Annotated in this window: 6 protein-coding genes; 3 read left to right on the forward strand and 3 right to left on the reverse strand. The window is 68.7% G+C overall.

Features of this window, described 5'->3' with window-relative positions:
- The gene (locus LZC95_51625) at positions 1-1,179 is read right to left on the reverse strand and encodes a hypothetical protein (protein WXA94861.1); all 1,179 of its coding nucleotides are present in this window, start codon (positions 1,177-1,179) and stop codon (positions 1-3) included.
- 41 nt (positions 1,180-1,220) lie between these two features.
- Between LZC95_51625 and LZC95_51630 the strand changes: the two genes are divergently transcribed.
- Both LZC95_51630 and LZC95_51635 read left to right on the forward strand, forming a co-directional pair.
- Entirely contained in the window at positions 1,221-14,111 is a 12,891-nt protein-coding gene (locus LZC95_51630) for an SDR family NAD(P)-dependent oxidoreductase (protein WXA94862.1), read from the forward strand.
- Entirely contained in the window at positions 14,108-16,300 is a 2,193-nt protein-coding gene (locus LZC95_51635) for a phosphopantetheine-binding protein (GenBank protein ID WXA94863.1), read from the forward strand. Before LZC95_51630 ends, LZC95_51635 begins: the two co-directional genes overlap by 4 nt.
- On the opposite strand, the gene LZC95_51640 is transcribed toward LZC95_51635, so the two are convergent.
- Together LZC95_51640 and LZC95_51645 are read right to left on the reverse strand one after the other, a co-directional pair.
- The gene (locus LZC95_51640) at positions 16,264-17,703 is read right to left on the reverse strand and encodes a cytochrome P450 (GenBank protein WXA94864.1); all 1,440 of its coding nucleotides are present in this window, start codon (positions 17,701-17,703) and stop codon (positions 16,264-16,266) included. The two genes, LZC95_51635 and LZC95_51640, sit on opposite strands and share 37 nt — an antisense overlap.
- A gap of 13 nt (positions 17,704-17,716) precedes the next feature.
- Positions 17,717-18,808, reverse strand: a complete 1,092-nt coding sequence (locus tag LZC95_51645) for a hypothetical protein (GenBank protein WXA94865.1) — start codon at positions 18,806-18,808, stop codon at positions 17,717-17,719.
- A 140-nt stretch (positions 18,809-18,948) separates the two neighbouring features.
- Here LZC95_51645 and LZC95_51650 point away from each other — a divergent pair, with 140 nt between their 5' ends.
- Positions 18,949-19,551 (forward strand): putative glycolipid-binding domain-containing protein, encoded by a 603-nt coding sequence (locus tag LZC95_51650; protein WXA94866.1) that lies wholly within the window; start codon positions 18,949-18,951, stop codon positions 19,549-19,551.
- Positions 19,552-19,555 lie beyond the last annotated feature (4 nt).

The following is a 19,555-nucleotide window of genomic DNA, read 5'->3' on the forward strand; positions in this document are numbered from 1 at the left end:
TCACGTCTCCGGATTCACCGCGAACAACGGAAAGAAGCCCACGTCGCCGGCGAGGAACTTCCGCGCCAGCGCCGGGATCTCCTCGAAGCCGTGAACGTGCTCGTCGGGCGTGGGCATCCACCCGTGCTCTTCGCCGTAGGCGATCGCATCGCGCGCTTCCTGACGCGTGGCCATGTGCGTGTGCACGTATTGATGCCGATCGATGCACTCGGTGGCGCGCATGAACGCGGTCGACATGCCCTCTTTCCAGCCGGCGCTGGTCACCACCGCCTCGCGCGACAGCGCTTTGCGCGTGGCGCGGAAGAACGGCGTGCCGATGTAGTCGACGAAGATTTGCACCTTCTGACCCTGCGTGCGCTCTTCGACGTCGCGCGCGAAGCCGAGCTCCGCCTGTTGGTAGGCGCGGCGGAACGCGGCATCGGTCCCTGCGCGAAGTTCGTCGTAGTAAAGATTGCCGAAGCGGCGCCGGTCGAGTGCCGTGACGCCGGTGCGCTCGATGCTCTTGAGCCGATCGTCGTTGGCCGAGAGCATGACCGCGTTGCATCCGTGGCGCCGTGCGAGGTCGAGCTGGGCGAGCGTGGTGCCTCCGCCCCAGCCCCACACGTTGGGGGTGGGAAGACGCTCGGCGGGCACCATCAAGCGGTACGTACCGTAGGCGAGTCTCCAGTTCGACCACGCCGTCGTGTAGCGCGCCGAGAAGGCGGCCCACTGCATGTTCGAAAAGCGGCTGGGCGAGGGCAGGGGCAGCAGGTTGTCGGCGGCGATGATCATCCGCGTCGAGAGAAAGCCGATTGTGCCCGGTGCGTCGTAGGCGAAGGCCTTGACCGGATAGTCCCACGGGTCGAGCACCGTGCCGGGGTAGACGATGGCACACTCGCCCTCGGGGTGGCCTTGCACACCGTCCCCGCGCTGCAGAACACGCACCACGCCGGCATTGCCGATGACCACGCGCTTCTCGCCGCGGAATCGGCAAACGTCGATGGGATCGCGCTCGAGGCAATGCCCCATGTTGCCTTCCCAGCAGCCGTAGATCGGCTCGACCAGGACCTCGCCGGCACCGAGCGAGGGCAGCTCGAAGTCCTCGAGTACGAGCTCCGCGGGACTACCGGTGCTCGTGCCGTTGCCGGCGTACAGAAACCAAGCTTTCGCGGAGATGGGCATCTGGTGAAGCAGATTCACTCAAGTGCAGCAGCGCACGCAAGCGCCGCGCGGGGATCGAAATGAATCGCACGGAAGACGACCTTCGTGGATGGATCGCGACGAGCCTGGCCAAGCGGCTCGGCATCGACCCGCACGACATCGATCCCCGCGAGCGATTCACCCGCTACGGTTTGGACTCGCTCGGTGCGGTCGGCCTCGTGTCCGAGTTGTCGGACATGCTGGGGCGGCGCCTTTCGCCCGTTCTGATCTGGCAGCACCCCACGCCGGAGGCCTTGGCCCGCGCCCTCGTTCAGGCTCCGAAGAACGCGCGCGAACATGCCCGCACGGATGCCGCCTCGGCCGACGCGCCCATCGCCATCGTGGGCATCGCGTGCCGTTTTCCGAATGCGCCGGATCCGCGGAGCTTCTGGCAGCTCCTTCGCGAGGGGGGCGACGCCGTCACGGACGCTCCGCGCGAACGATGGGGCGAGCGCGGTGAGGGGCTTCGCGGCGGGTTCCTCGATCAGGTCGACGGCTTCGATCCGGGCTTCTTTGGCATCGTCCCGCGCGAAGTCCCGACCATGGATCCGCAGCAGCGGCTCATGCTGGAGCTGAGTTGGGAAGCGCTGGAGGACGCCGGCATCGTTCCCGCGACCCTGAAGGGCAGCTCCACGGGCGTCTTCTTTGGCTCGATCTGGGACGACTACGCGCTCCTGGCGTACCAGCAGTCGCTGACCCCGCACACGGTGACGGGGCACCATCGCAGCATCTTGGCCAACCGAGTTTCGTACACGTTCGACCTTCATGGTCCGAGCATGACCGTGGACTCGGCGTGCTCCTCGGCGCTGGTGACCGTCCAATTGGCGTGCGAGAGCTTGCGCCGCGGTGAGACGCGTCTGGCCTTGGCCGGCGGCGTGAACTTGAACCTCGTTCCCCAGAGCGCGCTCGCCGTGGCGGAGATGGGCGCGCTTTCGCCGGATGGTCGCTGTTTCACCTTCGATGCGCGCGCCAACGGGTACGTGCGCGGTGAAGGCGGAGGCGTGGTCGTGCTCAAGCGCCTCGCGGACGCCTTGCGCGACGGCGATGACATTTACTGCGTGGTGCGTGGGGGCGCGGTCAACAACAATGGCGCGGGCAACGGACTGACGGCGCCGAGTCCGGAGGCGCAAGAAGCCCTGCTGCGGCAGGCCTACCAACGCGCGGGCATCGAGCCGGAGCACGTCGACTACGTGGAGCTCCACGGCACGGGCACCGCCCTCGGCGATCCCATCGAGGCGACGGCGCTCGGTGCGGTGCTCGGCCGAGCGAGGCCCGCCGAACGACCGCTGCGCGTGGGCTCGGCCAAGACGAACATCGGCCACTTGGAGGGAGCCGCCGGGGTGGTGGGGCTGCTCAAGGTCGTGCTCGCGCTGCACCATGCGCAGCTTCCGCCGAGCCTCCACTTCGAGCGTGCGAATCCGCTCATTGCGATGGAGGAGCTCCACCTCCAGGTGCAGCGCACGCTCGAACCGTGGCCCTCGGATGGCGGCCGGCCGCTCGTCGCGGGGGTGAGCTCGTTCGGCCTGGGAGGCACCAACGCACACGTGGTGCTCTCGCAGGCGTTGCCGCGGCCGGTGGAGATCTTGCCGCTCTCCGCGGAGAGTCCCGAGGCGCTGCGCCGCGAGGCCGAACGGTGGCTAGCCACGGGAAAGACCGTCCCGGACGCGAAGTCGCAGGCGCATCGCCTGGCGGTGACTGCGCGTTCCGATGCCGATCGCACGCGTCGTCTGCAGGCCTTCTTGGAGGGCACGCGAGACGTGGGGCTCTCCGTGGGAAGCGCCCCGAGCACGCCACCGCGCGTCGCCTTCGTGTTTGCCGGTCAGGGCGCGCAGTGGTGGGGCATGGGGCGCGGGCTCTTGCAGCGCGAGCCGGTTTTCCGTGCCGCCCTCGAGGCGTGCAGCCGCTGGATCGAGCGCGAACAGGGCTGGTCGCTTCTCGACGAGCTGACCGTGGACCGCGCGCGCTCGCGGCTCGATCGCATCGAGGTGAGCCTGCCCGCCATCATTGCCACCGAAATTGCCGTCGCGGCCCAATGGCGCGCGTGGGGCATCGAGCCGTCGGTCGTGGTGGGGCAGAGCACCGGCGAGATTGCCGCGGCCCATGTGGCGGGCGTGCTCTCCCTCGAGGACACGATGCGCACCATCTGTGCGTACGGCCGCATCATTGCCCGGCAACGCGGCCAGGGCGCCATGGGCGTCGTGGGGCTCTCGTGGGACGATGCGGGGGCGGAGCTCGCGAACCATTCGGGCCGCTTGTTCCGGGCCATCCAGCACAGCGCGGATTCGACGGTGCTGGCCGGCGAGCCCCAGGCGCTCGCCGCGCTGTTCGAGGAACTGGAGCGGCGCAAGGTTTTCTGCCGTCGCGTGGCGATGGACGTATCCCCGCACTGCCCGCTGGTCGACGGGATGCGGGCGGAGTTGTTCGAGGAGCTTCGCAAGGTGCGGCCCCAAAAAGGGCACACCCCGATCGTGTCCGAGGTGACCGGTGCACGCCTCGACGGCGAGCGCTTCGATGCCGAGCACTGGGTGCGAAACTTCGGCGACCCTGCGCTCTTCTCGACGGCGATTCAATGGGTGATCGACGAGGGCTACGACCTTTTCCTCGAGACGAGCCCGCACCCCCTGGTGGCGCCCGCCGTCGAATCGAACCTGCGCCATGCGGGACGCCGCGGCATCGCGCTCGCATCGTTGCGGCGCGACGAAGACGAGCACCAGGTGATGCTCGATACCCTGGGCGCGCTCTACACGCGCGGTGTACCGGTGGCGTGGGAATCGCTCGCGCGATGGGACCGTAGCGCATCCCCAGCTCGAACGGAGCCGTTGGTGTTCGCGCTATCCGCGAAGAGCGAGGCCGCCGTGAGGGCGCAGGCTGCGCGCCTCGGCGAGCACCTCGACGCGCATCCGGAGCTGGATTTGCGCGATGTCGCGTACACGCTGGCCACGGCGCGTTCGCACTTGGAGCACCGGGCCGCCATCGTGGCCCGCGATCGGGAGGAGCTCGGCGAGGCGCTCGCATCGCTCGCCGGGGGGCAGGCGGCGCCCAACGTGGTGCTCGGTCGGAGTGCGCGCCCGGGCAAGGTCGTCTTCGTCTTTCCTGGACAGGGCTCGCAATGGCAAGGCATGGCGCGGGCATTGCTCGCGTCATCGCCGGTCTTCCGCGTGCAGCTGCTCCAGTGCCTCGACGCGCTCGCGCCGCACCTCGGCGGCGTCGATCTTCTCGCCGTGTTGCGCGGCGACGAGGGCACGGCGTCGCTCGATCGGGTCGACGTGGTGCAGCCCGCGCTGTTCGCAGTGATGGTGGCGCTGGCCGCGCTCTGGCGCTCGATGGGCGTCGAGCCCGATGCCGTGATCGGCCATAGCCAGGGCGAGATTGCGGCCGCCTTCGTCGCCGGTGCGCTCTCGTTGGAGGATGCCGCGAAAGTCGTCGCCTTGCGCAGCCGCGCACTCGCCACCGTGGCGGGCCACGGTGCGATGGCGGCCATCGAGCTCGGCGTCGACGCGCTCGCGACGTACCTCGCGCCCTTTCGCGACACGTTGTCGATCGCGGCGACGAACAGCGCACGCGCGACCTTGGTCTCGGGCGATGCCACGAGCATCGATGCGTTGCTCGAGCGTCTCGGCGCGGCGGAGATTTTCGCGCGCAAGATCCGGGTCGACTACGCGTCGCACTCGTCCCAAATGGAGCTCCTTCGCGAGGCGTTGCAGGATGCTCTGCGCGATGTTGCGCCGCGCGGATGCACGGTGCCGCTCTATTCCACCGTCACCGCCGCGCCCATCGAGGGCCATGAGCTGGGGGCGGAGTACTGGTACCGCAACCTTCGCCAGACCGTGCGCTTTGCGGAGGCGGCGGACAGGCTCGTCGCCGACGGGCATCGCTTCTTCGTCGAAGTGAGCCCTCATCCCGTGCTCACGCTGGCCCTCTCGCAGCTCGAATCGGCCCCCGGGGTGGTCGGCTCACTGCGCCGAGACGCCGGGGACATGGATCAGTTTCTACGGTCGCTGGCGGAGCTTCATACGCGGGGCTTGTCCTTGGTGCGTGCCGTCCCGCGGGCGCGGCGTGTGCGTCTGCCGACGTACGCGTTCCAACGGGAGCGATTCTGGCTCGAGCAAGCTCCGTCGCTCGGTAAGCGACGTGGCTCGCCGGGCCATTGGTTGCATGGCGAGCGCCGGCCCAGCCCGGGCACGGAGGTGCTCTTCGTCGCGCCCGTCGATCTCGAGCAGCACGGCTACCTCGCCGAGCATCGCGTCTTCGGCGAGATCGTCGCCCCCGGTGCGTTCCACTTGGCGGCGCTGCTCTCGGCCGCCGAGGAGGCCTTCGCACGCACGAGCATCGCGCTCGAGCAGGTGGAGCTGCCACGTCCTCTCGCCCTGGCGGCAACGGATTCGGCCCTGCTGCACGTGGTTTTCTCGCCCGCGCGAAACGATGTAGAATACAGCTTCTCCACGTCGACACCCGACGCCGAAGGTACGGGTTGGCACGTCCACGCGCGCGGCACCCTGCGATTCGAAGGCCGCGAGGCCACCGAGGACCATCTCTCCGAGGCGCGCGCGCGTTGCTGCGCTCCGGTCGAACCGGCGGCGCTCTACGAGGAGCTCGGAGCGAACGAGATCGCGCTCGGTGCGTCGTTCCGGCGCATCGAGTCTCTCGCGCGTTCCGAGGGCGAGGTGCTCGCCGCGTTGCGCGCGGAGCCTCAGCCCCACGGGCCGCTGCACCCCACCGAGTTGGACGCGTGCCTGCAGACGCTGGCCGTGGTGTCCCCTGCAGGCGCCTTCGTTCCTTTCTCCATCGAGCGGCTCGCTTTCTACGGCCGCGGCCATGGGCCGGCCTGGTGCCATGCGCGTCTGCGGACCGCGAACGACAGCGGCTGCGTGGGGGATCTGCGCGTCTTCGACGATGCAGGTCATGTGATAGCCGAGCTCGAGGGGCTGCATTTGAAGCGCGCATCGAAAGAGGCGATGCTCGGCGAGCGAGGCGCGCACGCGCGGTGGGCCTACGAGGTCTCCTGGACGAAGCAAGCGCGCACCAAGACGCGGGTCGAGCCCGGTGTCTGGCGGATCGAAGGCACCGACGCGGGCCTCGTGCAGGCGGTGGGCGAGGCGCTTTCGGCGAAGGGCGCGCGCATCGCCACGGACGAGGATTGGCAAAGCGCCCGGGGCATCGTGCTCCTGTGCACGCGCGATGGGATGGGCGCGGCGCAAGAAGAGGCGTACGCCAAGGTTCTCCATTGGGTGAAGACGCTTTCGGGGGCGACGACGCGCAACGTGCCCCGCCTGTACATCGTCACGCACGCGACGCAGCAGGTTACCGCCGACGAACAGGTGCAGCCGGCATTGGCCGTGCTCTGGGGCATGGGGCGCACCGTTCGCTATGAGCATTCCGAGCTCGCGTGCACCCTCGTGGATCTCGCCGCGGGCGAGGCCAACGCCGCCGACTTGGCGAGCGAGCTCCTCTCCGCATCGAAGGAGGACGAGGTGGCCTTGCGCCCGGCGGGCCGGTACGTGGGCCGCCTCACCGCGTGCGTGACGACTCCGTCGCAACCCGTTGCGGTGCGCCCCGACGCGACGTACCTCGTGACGGGCGGGCTGGGCGCACTCGGTCGCAGGGTGGCGGCATGGCTCGTGGCGCAGGGTGCGCGAAGCCTCGTGCTCATGGGCCGGAACGCCGCGAGCGCGCTCGAGTCGATCGCGCACCTCGAGGCGCAGGGCGCGCGCGTGGTGCTCGCGCAGGCCGACGTGGGCGACGCCGAAGCGGTGGAGCGCGTTCTGCTCCACATCGACGCGGAGCTTCCCCCGCTCCGTGGCGTGGTGCACGCGGCGGGGGTCCTGGACGATGCCCTGCTCGCCGCGCAGGACGTGGCGCGCTACCAAAACGTGGCGCGGCCCAAGGTCTGGGGCGCCCATCACCTGGATCGCCTTACCCGCGGAAAGGGGCTCGATTTCTTCGTCCTCTACTCCTCCGTGGCCGCGGTGCTGGGCTCACCCGGACAGGCGAATTATGCCGCCGCGAACGCCTACCTCGATGCGCTCGCCCGGCAGCGGCGCGCCGCAGGGGAGGCCGCGCTCAGCATCGACTGGGGCGCGTTCGCCGGAGAAGGCCTGGCGGCGGCGCACGAAAACCGAGGGGCACGGCTCTCCGCGCGCGGCCTCCGCAGCTTCTCGCCCGACCAGAGCATGGCGCTGCTGGAGGCGGCCCTCGCACGCCCCTCGGCGCAGATCGCGTGGATGGACATCGACGGGCGCCAATGGCTCGAGTTCTACCCACAAATGGCGCACTCGCCGCGGCTGTCACCGCTGCTGAAGACGCGCCCATCGGCGAACAAGGCCCGGCCAACGGATCTCGACGCCTTCGTTCGCGAGCAGGTGGCGACCGTCACGCGGCTCGATGCTTCCGCCATTGCGGCCGACGTTCCCTTGACCACCCTGGGACTCGACTCGCTCATGGGCCTCGAGCTGCGCAACCGTCTCGAGGCGGCGCTGGGCCTGAAGCTGCCCGCGACCCTGATCTGGACCTACCCGAGCCTCGCGGCCCTTACCGGATACCTCGCCGCCTCGCTGCAAGGTGCAGCGTCCTCCGAGCCCGCCGTGCGCGAAGCCGCTGCGCGGCAGGTTGGCGCGGAGCCGATTGCCATCGTGGGCATGGCGTGCCGCTTCCCGGGCGGAGCCGACGATCCGCAGTCGTTCTGGCGGCTGCTCGTGGAGGGCGTGGACACCGTGACGGAGATCCCCGCCTCGCGCTGGCCCGAGGGTTCCCGTCCCAAAGGTGCGCCCGGCACGCAGTGGGCGGCCCTTCTCGATTCCGTCGATGGCTTCGATGCGGACTTTTTCGGCATCTCACCGCGCGAGGCGGTGGGCATCGATCCGCAGCACCGGCTCCTCTTGGAGCTGACGTGGGAGGCACTCGAGGACGCCCACGTCGTTCCCGCACGACTCGATGGCAGCAGGACCGGCGTGTTCGTGGGCGTCATGGGTCAGGACTACAACCTTCGCACCCTTGCCCGGCCTGCATCCGAGCTCGATGTCTATTCCAGCACCGGCAACGGGAGCTCCTTTGCGGCGGGGCGCATCTCCTACGTGTTCGGCCTCCAGGGACCTTGCCTCGCGGTGGACACGGCGTGTTCGTCGTCGCTGGTGGCCGTGCATCTCGCTTGCCAGAGCTTGCGCCATGGCGAGAGCCAACTCGCCCTCGCGGCCGGGGTGAACCTGATTCTTTCTCCGCTTTCGATGGAGGTCGTGGCACGCACCCAAGCGCTCTCCCCCGACGGCCGGTGCCGCACCTTCGATGCACGCGCCAACGGATTCGTCCGCGGCGAGGGCGGCGCCGTCCTCGTGCTCGAACGCCTTTCGGACGCGCAGGCGGCGGGCCATCGCGTTTGGGCGGTGATCCGGGGCTCGGCCACGAACCAAGATGGACGCTCCACCGGCCTCACGGCGCCGAACGTGCTGTCGCAGCAAGAGCTCCTCACGCAGGCTCTGCGCAGCGCCGGGTTGGAAGGCCACGAGGTTGGCTACGTCGAAGCGCATGGAACGGGAACCTCGCTCGGGGATCCCATCGAGCACGAAGCGCTCAAGGCCGTCTTGGGTCGGCCGCGGGAAAATGGCACGTCGTGCGCGCTCGGCTCGGTCAAGACGAACCTCGGACACCTCGAGGCGGCGGCGGGCATTGCAGGGCTGATCAAAGCCGTCCTCTCGCTCGAGCACGAACTGATTCCACCGCACCTGCACTTCGAGACGCTCAATCCGCGCATGTCCCTGGAGGACACGCCGTTCGTCATCCCGACCGAGGCCCGGCCCTGGAAGAAGGGGCCCCCGCGAGTGGCGGGGATCAGCTCGTTCGGGTTGAGCGGCGTGAACGCCCACGTGCTCATCGAGGAGCCACCCGCGGTCGACACTCCGGCCGGGTCCGAAGAGGCTGCGTGCTTCCTGCTGCCCCTTTCGGCCAAAAGCCCTGCCGCGCTTTCCGCGCTCGCGCAGGCCTATGCTGCGCACCTCGGCGACCCGCACGCGCCGTCCTTGAAGGACGTGTGCCACACCGCCGGTACGCAGCGCACTCACCATGCGCACCGGCTCGCGGTCGTCGCGAGCTCGCCTGCGGAAATGTCCGAGCGTCTCGCCGCGCTTGCGCGGGGGGAATCGCGCCCTCATTGCAGCTTGGGCGGCCGTCGCGTCGACGGGGCATGCGTGTTCGTGTTCCCAGGGCAGGGCAGCCAGTGGGTGGGCATGGGTCGGCGCCTGCTCGAACGCGAGCCCGTGTTCCGCGGCGCGCTCGAAGCGTGCGATGCGGCGTTGCGTCCGTGGGTGGGGGGGGGCCTGCTCGAGGCCCTGCTCTCGCCCGAGCTACCCGAGCTTCTCGAGCGCGTCGAGTACGTGCAACCCATGTTGTTCGCGATGCAGGTCGCCCTGGCCGCGCAATGGCGCGCGTGGGGCCTCGAGCCCCGAGCCGTGGTGGGCCACAGCATGGGCGAGGTGGCCGCAGCCCACGTGGCGGGAGTGCTCTCGCTCGAGGACGCGGCGGCCATCCTTGGCGTGCGCAGTGCCGCGGTGGCGACGATGCAAGGGCAGGGCGGTATGGCCTTGGTCGAACTTCCGCGCGACGAGGCCGAGCGCCGCCTCCATGGCCTGGAGGACCGGCTTGCGGTTGCTGCGCACAACGGCCCGCGCACCTGCTTGCTCTCGGGCGCCTTGGAGGATTTGGAGGCGCTCCTCGCGCGGCTCGAAGGCGAAGGCGTCTTCTGCCGCCGGGTGAAGGTGACCTATGCATCCCACAGCCCGCAGATGGACGCTCTCGCGCCCGGACTTCGCGACAGGCTCGCCAAGCTCGCACCGACGGAGGCGAAGGTGCCGATGCTCTCCACCGTCACCGGCGAGTGGGTGCAGGGGAGCGAGCTCGGACCCGAGTATTGGATTCGCAACTTGCGAGAGCCGGTTCGCTTCTGGGACGCGGCGCAGCGCCTGGAACGTGAGGGGCATCGCATTTTCGTCGAGGTGAGCGCGCACCCGGTGTTGGTTCCCTCGCTCGAGGACGGCTTCTCGAGCCAGGCGCGGACCACCGCCGTGTTCCCGACGCTTCGTCGCGACGAGGACGAGCGCGCATCGATGCTCGCCACGTTGGGCAGCTTGTACACTTCGGGGCAATCGCTGCCGTTCGCGCGATGGAGTGGTGCGGGGGCATCCCCGGTTCGGGGCCTTCCGCGGTACCCGTGGCAGCGCGAGCGCTTTTGGATCGACGAACGCGCGGTGCGGACGCCCGAAACACGCGGCGAGCACCCGCTTCTGGGCGCACACCTCGAGGCTTCGCGCGGGAAGCACTATTTCGATGCCGAGATCTCCGCCAGGCGGCCTGCCTACCTGGCCGACCATCGCGCGGCGGGGGCCGCCGTTTTTCCCGGCGCCGGCTACGTGGAGATGGCGCTGGCCGGAGCCCAACGGATCTTTGGCGCGTCGCACGGAATCGACGAGGTGCACTTCGAGGCAATCCTGGAGCTTGGCGAAAAGCCGGTGACCTTGCAGCTCGCGATCGATGCCGAGCGCATGGCGTTCGAGATCTTCAGCCGCGCCGACAGGCACTGGACCCTGCACGCGCGCGGTACGCTGAGGGCCGTCTCCGAGGCCGCACCCGCTGCGTCGCTGGACGCGATCCGCGCGCGCTGCCCGAAGGCGGTCACCGCCGAAGCGCACTACCAGGGCCTCGCGCAGTTGGGCTTGGACTACGGGCCAGCATTTCAAGGCGTGCGTGAGGTCTGGCGCGGTGAGGGCGAAGCTATCGCGCAAGTGCGAATCCCCGAGCCGCTCGATGCGGACCTCGTCTACGGTTTGCACCCTGCGCTGTTCGATGCGTGCCTGCAGGTGGCGGGCGGTCTCCTGTCCGCAGGAGAAAACGGTGAGCGGCGCGCCCTCCCCGTGGCGGCGCGTTCCGTGCGCACCTTCGGGGCGCTGCGCGGCGAGCTGTGGTGCCATGCCGTTCGCACGTCTCCCTCGTCGGCCCGGCTCGACGTGTACGATGGCTCCGGGGGCCGCGTGCTCGAGGTGGGCGCCCTCGACGTGCGCTTCCTCGAGCGACCGCGCAGCGAGCCGTTTTACGGCATCGAGTGGATCGCCCAGCCTCTCGCTCCGGCGCGCGCGACAGAAGGGCGCGCGTTCTGGATCCTTCTTGCAGGCGGTCTCGCAGAAGGCCTCGCCGCCAGGCTCGAGGCCGCCGGTCACGGCGCCGCGTGCATCCCGAACCTCGGGACGGGGGAATCACTCGAGCGGACACTCCGCGCGATCCTCGCCGCGGCCGACGCGCCTTGCCGCGGCATCGTTCACCTGGCGAGTCTGGACCCGTCGGCGTCACTGGAGGATGCACAACGCCGCGGGTACGAAAGCGTCGTCGCGCTGGTGCAGGCGCTTGCGCGGATGGGCCTGCGCGATGCACCGCGTCTGTGGCTCGTCACGGGCGGCGCTCGTGACGTGTTGCCCGAGCAACACATTCATCCGGCCGCGGCCCCGTTGTGGGGACTCGCCCGGACCATTGCGCACGAAATGCCCGAGCTGCGATGCAGCTGCGTGGACCTTTCCCCGGTTCCCGATGGGCAGGAACTCGATGCCCTCGCCAACGAGCTGCTCGACGAGGCCGGGCGCGAAGACCAAATCGGACTTCGCGGCGGGCAGCGTTTCGTGGCCCGCTTGAAGAGGGGCGTGCCCTCGCACCCCGTACCCCGCGCGGAGCGCCCTTACCGCATGCAGACGCCCAAGCCGGGCGTGCTCGACCACATCGGCTTCTGCGCCGCACCGCGCCCCGATGCCCTGGCCGATGGCGACGTCGAAATCGAGGTCTCCGCCGCGGGGCTCAACTTTCTCGACGTCCTCGCCGCGCTGGGCGCCATCGGCGATCTCGATGGCACCGGCCGTGTGTCGCTGGGTTTCGAGTGCGCGGGCCGCATCGCGAGGGTGGGCTCAGGCGTCTCGGGCGTCTCGGATTTGCACCCGGGGCAGGAGGTGCTCGCCATCGCGCCGGGCGCCTTCGCATCGCACGTGGTGACCCAGGCGAGCCTCGTCGTGCCCAAGCCCGCTGCGATGCGGCCCGAGGATGCGGCCGCGATCCCGGTGGCCTTCATGACGGCCGTCCACGCCCTCGAGGACGTGGCGCGCTTGCGCCCGGGCGAGCGCGTTCTCATTCATGCCGCGGCGGGTGGCGTGGGCTTGGCCGCGGTGCAAGTCGCACAGCGCATCGGGGCGGAGATCTTCGCCACGGCGGGGAGCGAGGAGAAGCGCGCGCTTCTTCGTTCCCTCGGCGTGGCGCACGTTATGGATTCGCGCACCCTCGCGTTTGCCGACGACGTGCTCGCACGAACCAACGGCGAGGGCGTCGACGTCGTCCTCAATTCGCTCGGCGGTGCCTTCATCGCCAAGAGCTTTGGCGTCCTTCGGAACTACGGCCGCTTCGTCGAAATCGGCAAGCGCGACTACTTCGACGATCAGCCACTCGGCCTGCGGCCCTTTCTCAGGAAGCTTACATTCTCCCTGATCGATTTGCGCGGGATGACGCGTGAGCGGCCCGAGATCGTCCAGCGCCTCTTTCGCGAGGTCGTGGCCCGCTTCGCATCGGGCGCACTGCGCGTTCCCCCGCTCTGCATCTACCCCGTGGCGCAGGCCGTCGAGGCGTTTCGCTTCATGGCGCAGGGCTCGCACACGGGCAAGATCGTCTTCTCCTTCGCCGAGGCTCCGGCGACGGTGTCCGCGTCCGTCGAACCCCGGATTCGTCCCGATGGCACGTACCTGGTGACGGGCGGCCTCGGCGGGGTGGGGCTCGAGCTTGCGCGCGCGCTGGCGGCGCAGGGCGCGCGGCATCTCGTCCTCGCGGGGCGCCGTGTGCCAGGTCACGAGGCCATCCCGCGGCTCGAGTCGCTTCGCGCGGCCGGCGTCACCGTCGAGACGGTGCAGCTCGACGTCGCCGATGCCGACCAGGTTGCGGCGCTCGTTGCGCGCATGGGGGCCGACCTTCCCCCGCTGCGCGGGATCGTGCACGCCGCGGCGGTGCTTGCCGATGCGACGCTCCTTCGAACCACGGTGGAGAGCTGCCGCGCCGTCGCCGCGCCCAAAATTCTCGGCGCGTGGAACCTGCATACCCAAACCGAGGGGCAGCCGCTCGACTTCTTCGTCCTATGCTCCTCCGTGGCGTCCGTGCTCGGTTCCCCCGGTCAAGGAAACTACAGCGCGGCCAACGCCTTCCTCGATGCCGTGGCCCATCACCGAAACGCGCGCGGGCTCCCCGCCTCGAGCATCAACTTCGGTCCATGGGCCGAGGTCGGCCTGGCGGCGGCGCAGGCCAATCGCGGCGAGCGCATCGCACTTCGCGGGATCGAAAGCTTCTCCCCCGCCGAGGGTGCGGACGTATTTCTCCGGCTGCTCGCATCGTCGCCGGTGCAGGTGGCGGCGATGCGTTTTCACCCGCGTCAATGGACCGAGTCGTACCTGTCGGCTGCGCGCTCACCCCTGCTGTCGGAGCTCTCGCCGCAAGATGGCGCGGCAGCGGGCGATGCCGCCAAGGCCTTCCGCGATCGCGTCCGCGCCATGGCGCCTGCCGAGCGCCCCATGGCACTCGAGCGCGAGCTGCAGCAGCACCTCGGTCACGTGCTGCGGCGTGCGCCCGATGCCCTCGACCCATCGGCGCCGTTCAAATCGCTCGGCGTGGACTCGCTCATGGCCATCGAGTTTCGCAATCGCCTCGAGACCTCCCTCGGTGCGAGCCTGAGCGCGGCGTTGATTTGGCAGCACCCGAGCATCGAGGCACTGGCCACGCATTTGGCGGCGGGGCTGGACGTCGGGCCGCCACCGCAGCCCGAGGCTCCGGCGCCCGAGGTGTCCGCGCAAGGCGCGCAACGAATTCTCCAGGCGCTGAAGAAGCTCGCCACCCGGACGAGCGGCGCCAAGCTCCCTGAAAGCAAACCCCAATGAACGAAGCCATCGAAGCCATTTCCCAGCTCCTTGCCGATCTCACGCCCGAAGACCGAGCCGCCCTTGCGACGCTTCTCGGGCAAGCTCCCAGCGCCATTGCCATCGTCGGGACGGCGTGCCGTTTTCCGGGTGGTGCCGATGACGAGGAGCGCTTTTGGACGCTGCTGCGTGAGGGGCGCGACGGTATTTCGGAGGTGCCGCGCGAGCGGTGGGACGTCGATGCGTACTACGATCCGGATCCGCAGGCGCTCGGCAAGTCGTACACGCGCTACGGCGGCTTTCTCGAGGGCGTGGATCGGTTCGATGCACCCTTTTTCGAAATCTCACCGCGCGAGGCACGGTCGATGGATCCGCAGCAGCGCATGTTGCTCGAGGTGTGCTGGGAGGCGCTGGAGCGGGCGGGCCTTGCGGCCGATGAACTCAGCGGGCGGTCCGTCGGTGTCTTCGTGGGAAGCTGCCTGCGCGACTACGAGCTCCTCGTCCAGCAGGCCGGGGTGAACGATTTCGATGCGCACACCGTGACGGGTGGTCTGTCGAGCGTGCTCGCCGGGCGCATCTCGCACGTGCTCGGTCTGCACGGGCCTTCGATGGCGCTCGACACGGCGTGCTCGTCGTCGCTGGTTGCGATTCACCTGGCATGTCAGAGCCTTCGGAGCGGCGAGTGCGAGCTCGCGCTCGCGGCCGGGGTGAACCTCATTCTCGCGCCCGAGGGCATGGTCATGCTGTCGCGCCTCGGGGCACTCGCGCCCGATGGACGCTGCAAGACGTTCGACGTCCGCGCCAATGGATTCGCCCGCGGCGAGGGCTGCGGCGTTCTCGTGTTGAAGCGGCTTTCGGATGCCGTGGCGGCCGACGACGACATCCTGGCGGTGATTCGAGGCTCGGCCGTGAATCACGATGGCCGGAGCGCGGGACTCGCCGCGCCCAACGGTGTGGCGCAACGCGCGGTCGTCGCCCGGGCACTGGAAAGCGCGGGGGTGTCGCCCGACAGCATCGGCTACCTCGAGGCGCACGGTACCGGCACACCGCTCGGCGATCCCATCGAGGTCGATTCGCTGAAGCACACCTTCCGGGCGCGCGCGGATGGCTCGCATTGCAGGCTTGGTTCGGTCAAGACGAACGTCGGCCACCTCGAGGCTGCGGCCGGCGTGGCCAGTGTGCTCAAGGTGGCGCTGGCCATGAAGAACGAGGCCATCCCGCCCCACCTGCATTTTACCTCGCTCAATCCGCGCATCTCGCTCGAGGGCTCGCCCTTCGTGATTCCCACCCGGCTCGAGCCGTGGCCGCGCGGCAAGACGCCGCGGTTTGCGGGCGTGAGCTCGTTCGGCCTGTCCGGAACCAATGCGCACGTCGTGATGGAAGAAGCCCCCGCGAAACGCCAGCACGCGATCCGCGACGTGGGTGGTGCGCGCGTGCTGACCCTCAGCGCCAAGTCACCGCGTGCGCTGAAGGCGCTGGCCGAGCGCTACGCGGACCTGCTCGCATCGGCGGGAGGCCCGTCGTTGGCGGACGTGGCCTATTCGGCGAACACGGGGCGTGCCCGGTTCGGTTGTCGCCTCGCCCTCGTGGCTAGGGATGGAGCACAGGCGGCCGCGCAACTCCGCGCGTTCATCGAGGATCGGCCCGCGGCCGGCTTGTATGCGGCGGTGCTTGCCCCGGGAGCTCGCCCCCAGGCCACGACGCACGGCGAAGAGGCCCATGTGGCGCCGGAGACCCTCGCGCAGGCGTTCGTGGCGGGCGCCAAAATCGATTGGGCCGCCGTTCATCGTGCGTTGCCGGGGCAACGTGTGCCGATCCCCACGTATCCCTTCGAGCGCGAGCGGCATTGGATCGACGTGGCGGTGCGCGCGCCGGAGGCTTCGCCCGCCGCGCCGGAGGCTCCGCCTGCAGGTGGGCCGCCGTTGGTCGCCGCCATCGCACCGGTCGCGCCGGCGGAGCGGGAGGGGTTCTTGATCGGCTACATCGGAAAGATCGTGCGGACCATCTTGCTGCTCGACGAAACGGTGCCGCTGGATCCCGACCGCCGCCTGGACGAACTCGGCATGGACTCGCTGTTGGCGCTCGACCTCGTGAACGCCCTCAACGCCGAAACCGGATTGGACCTGCCGATGGAGCTTTTGCTCCAGCACCCGAACCTCGGTTCGATCGCGCGCTACGTCGATGGCTGCCTGGCCGGCGCGACGGAATGAGCTTTCACCTTCTCCAGCACGCAAGGAACGCTCGAGGACGGCCCCAAGAAGATCCCCTGTTGAACGAGGCGCACCGGGGGCGCGTCGAGCACGCGAAGCTTCGCGTGCTCGAGCAAGGTCGCGATGATGACCTTGGCCTCGAACATGGCCATGTTCATGCCAAGGCACGTGCGGGCGCCGCCGCCGAAGGGAATGAACTCGCCCAAGCGCGCACGTCGGTCCAGGAATCGCTCCGGATCGAAACGGTGGGGATCGGGCCAGATGCGCGGGTTGCGGTGCAGCACGTACGACGATGCGGTGATCAGCACGCCCTCGGGTAGGTCGAATCCGCCAACGCGCAGCGGTGCGGCGAGCTTGCGCCCGAAGCCATTGGTGGCCCCGTAGAGTCGCAAGGTCTCCTTGATGAGCGCTTCGATGTAGCGAAGCTCCTTTGCCCCCTTGGAGGTGAGCGGACCATGGCCGGTAACCCGCGCCAATTCGGCGGTCGCCTTGTCCAAGAGATCCGGGCGGGAGCAAAGCGTGTACAATGCAAACGTGAGCGTCGTGGCCGTGGATTCGTGTCCGCCGACGAGCATGGTGAGCAGTTCGTCGCGGAGATCGTCGTCGGAGAGCGCGCGGCCTTCCTCGTCGCGCGCCTCGATGAGCATCGAGAGCACGTCGGCGCGGCCTTCCTTGTGGGCGGCGCGGTGTTCGCGGACGTGTTCGCGCAGCGTCTCCTGGACGTCACGCATGGCGCGGGCAAGCTCTCCGAAGGGAACGGCGCGGCCCAAACCAAGGGAGGCGAGTCGATCGGCCGCGGGCGCAATGTTCGAGACCAGCCGCTGGCGGAACTTCGCACCGTCGAAGAGCGTGCCGCAGGCCATGGCGGCGGGACTCGCCGCAAGCGCGATGAGCCGCTTCAACGGCTTGGCCAGCGTTTCGCGCTGCTGGGCGCTCTCCGCGCCGAAGATGCACGACAGAATCACGTCGAGCGTGATGCTCTGCATCGCATCGCGGAGCGAGAACGGCTGCCCCGACGCCGCGTCCTCGATGAACCGATGCGTCGTGGCGACCATCGTATCCAAATAGGTGGCGATGCGATCGCCTCCGAACGGCGACATGAGCAGGCGCCGTTCCCGCTCGTGGCGTTTGCCGTCGAGGAGAAGAAGGCTGCCCGGGCCCAGCAGGAACTTGAGGTGCGCATTGGCCTCACCCGCGCGGGTCATCGCCGTGGACGAGGCGAAGACTTCGCGGATCGCTTCCGGATCGTGAAAATAGACGATGGGAGGCATACCCGAGAAGCGCGCCGTGAACACGTCGCCGTAGCGGGCCGTGCACGTCTCGAGGAACGCGAACGGATCGCGCAGGAAGCGGAGCATCTGGACCGCGGGCAGATCGCGCGGGCCGGGCGGAAGCGCAGGCATGATTCCCTCGTGGTTAAATCGCAATGCCCTCGACGACGCTCATCAGGTGGGCGATCTTCACCACACGCGACAAGCGGAAGCCGGCGGCATCGAAGAGGTTGCGAAAGTCATCCCGACTGCGCTGGCGGCCGCCGCAGACGGTCATCATGAGCACGTCGATCATGGTGCCCAAAAATTCCGTGTCGTGGGGCTCGACCATGATTTCCACGATGAGCACTCGGGCATCGGGCTTGGCCGCGCGGCGGATATTCCGGAGGACCTGGATGGCGCGGATGTCGTCCCAGTCGTGGAGAATGTCTTTGAGCAGGTAGGCATCCGCGCCCTCGGGCACGCGCTCGAAGAAGTCCGTCGGAATGCGCTCGATGCGGTCGATCACGCCTCGCTCGGTGAGGAACGCGCGTGCATCTTCGAGCACGGTGGGTGCGTCGGCCAATATGCCACGCAGATTGGGATTGGCCTCGAGAATGCCAGCGAGAAGGGTGCCGCGGCCGCCACCCACGTCGCAAAGCGTTCGAATCTCCGAAAACGGGTACCCCATGGCGATGGCGGGGGCCGCCACCTCGGTGACCTCCTGCATGTAGCCATTGAAGTCGCTCGCTTCTTGCGGATTCTTTCGCAGCCACGACCAGAGCGACATGCCGTGGACGCGATCAAACGCGGTTTCGCCGGTTTGCACCGTGCGAAGGTAATCGCCCCACGCTGCGACGTTCGAGCCCGATGCCCAATACAACGCCGCGTTCAACGCCGAACCTTGCGCGCCCGTGCACAAGGCCTTCGAGATGCGGTTGTTGCGAAAACGCCCGTCGCTCCCCAACTCGAAGATGCCAAGGGCGACCAAGGCACGCATGGTTCGGTGCACGGCACCCTCGTCGGCCTGACAGCGGGCGGCCAAGTCCGTGGCCGTGAGTGGGCCGCTGGCCAGGTGATCGGCGAAACGGAGGTTGGCCGCGGCGCCCAAGAGAACGGTGCGGCTGATTCCCGCGGCGTGCTGGGCGAGCACGAATTGCGCAGGCAGCATGGCACCCGCTGCCTGAACGACGCTCTCGTGAGCCTTCACCACGCTGCGGATGACGGCGCCCAACCCCGCATGCAAATAGCCTTTCATACGACTCCATCTTGATCGCGCACCGGAGGTACATCAAGGCGCTTCGGGTCGTTGTTTCGAAAGTGCCGATGGCGTCATGTTTGTAGTCATTGCGCCATGCGCGCTTCGTCTGCATAGCCCGAATCGGATATACCGATGGCATGGCACGATCGCTGGTGTGGATGAAACCGGGAGGGGCGGAGCTGGCCGAGGTCGAGTTGCTCGAGGACCGGCTGACCGCGCGGGGGATCGCCATCGGGTCCGACCCCCTGCCGTATCGCTTGGAGTACGAGCTGCTGACCGTTGCAGATTACGTGACATCGCGGCTGCAGGTGCGGGTTGCGGGGCACGATGCGACCCATGGTCCGTGGTCGCGAAGTTTGAAGCTGGTTCGCGACCTCGACGGGCACTGGACCGTGGAGACGCATCATGAAGGCCATGCTCCGTTGCCGCCGCCGGGTGGAAACGCGGACGAGTTCCAGGGCGCCGTCGATTGCGATCTCGGGTTATCGCCGCTCACGAACACCATGCCGGTGCTGCGATCGCGCATGCTGGAAGGGGGAGGGCCGCTCGAGCATCTCATGGCATGGGTATCGGTGCCCGACTTGACGGTGCACGCATCCCCGCAGACGTACACGTTCGTGCGCCGTGAGGGGGCGAACGCCATCGTCAATTATGCGAGCCCTGGCTTTACCCAGGACATCGTCTTCGACGGCGACGGCCTCGTGCTGGACTACCCGTCCATCGGCCGTCGGATCGTATGATGTC

The organism is Sorangiineae bacterium MSr12523 (genome assembly GCA_037157775.1).
Taxonomy (GTDB): Bacteria; Myxococcota_A; Polyangia; order Polyangiales; family Polyangiaceae; genus Pendulispora; species Pendulispora brunnea.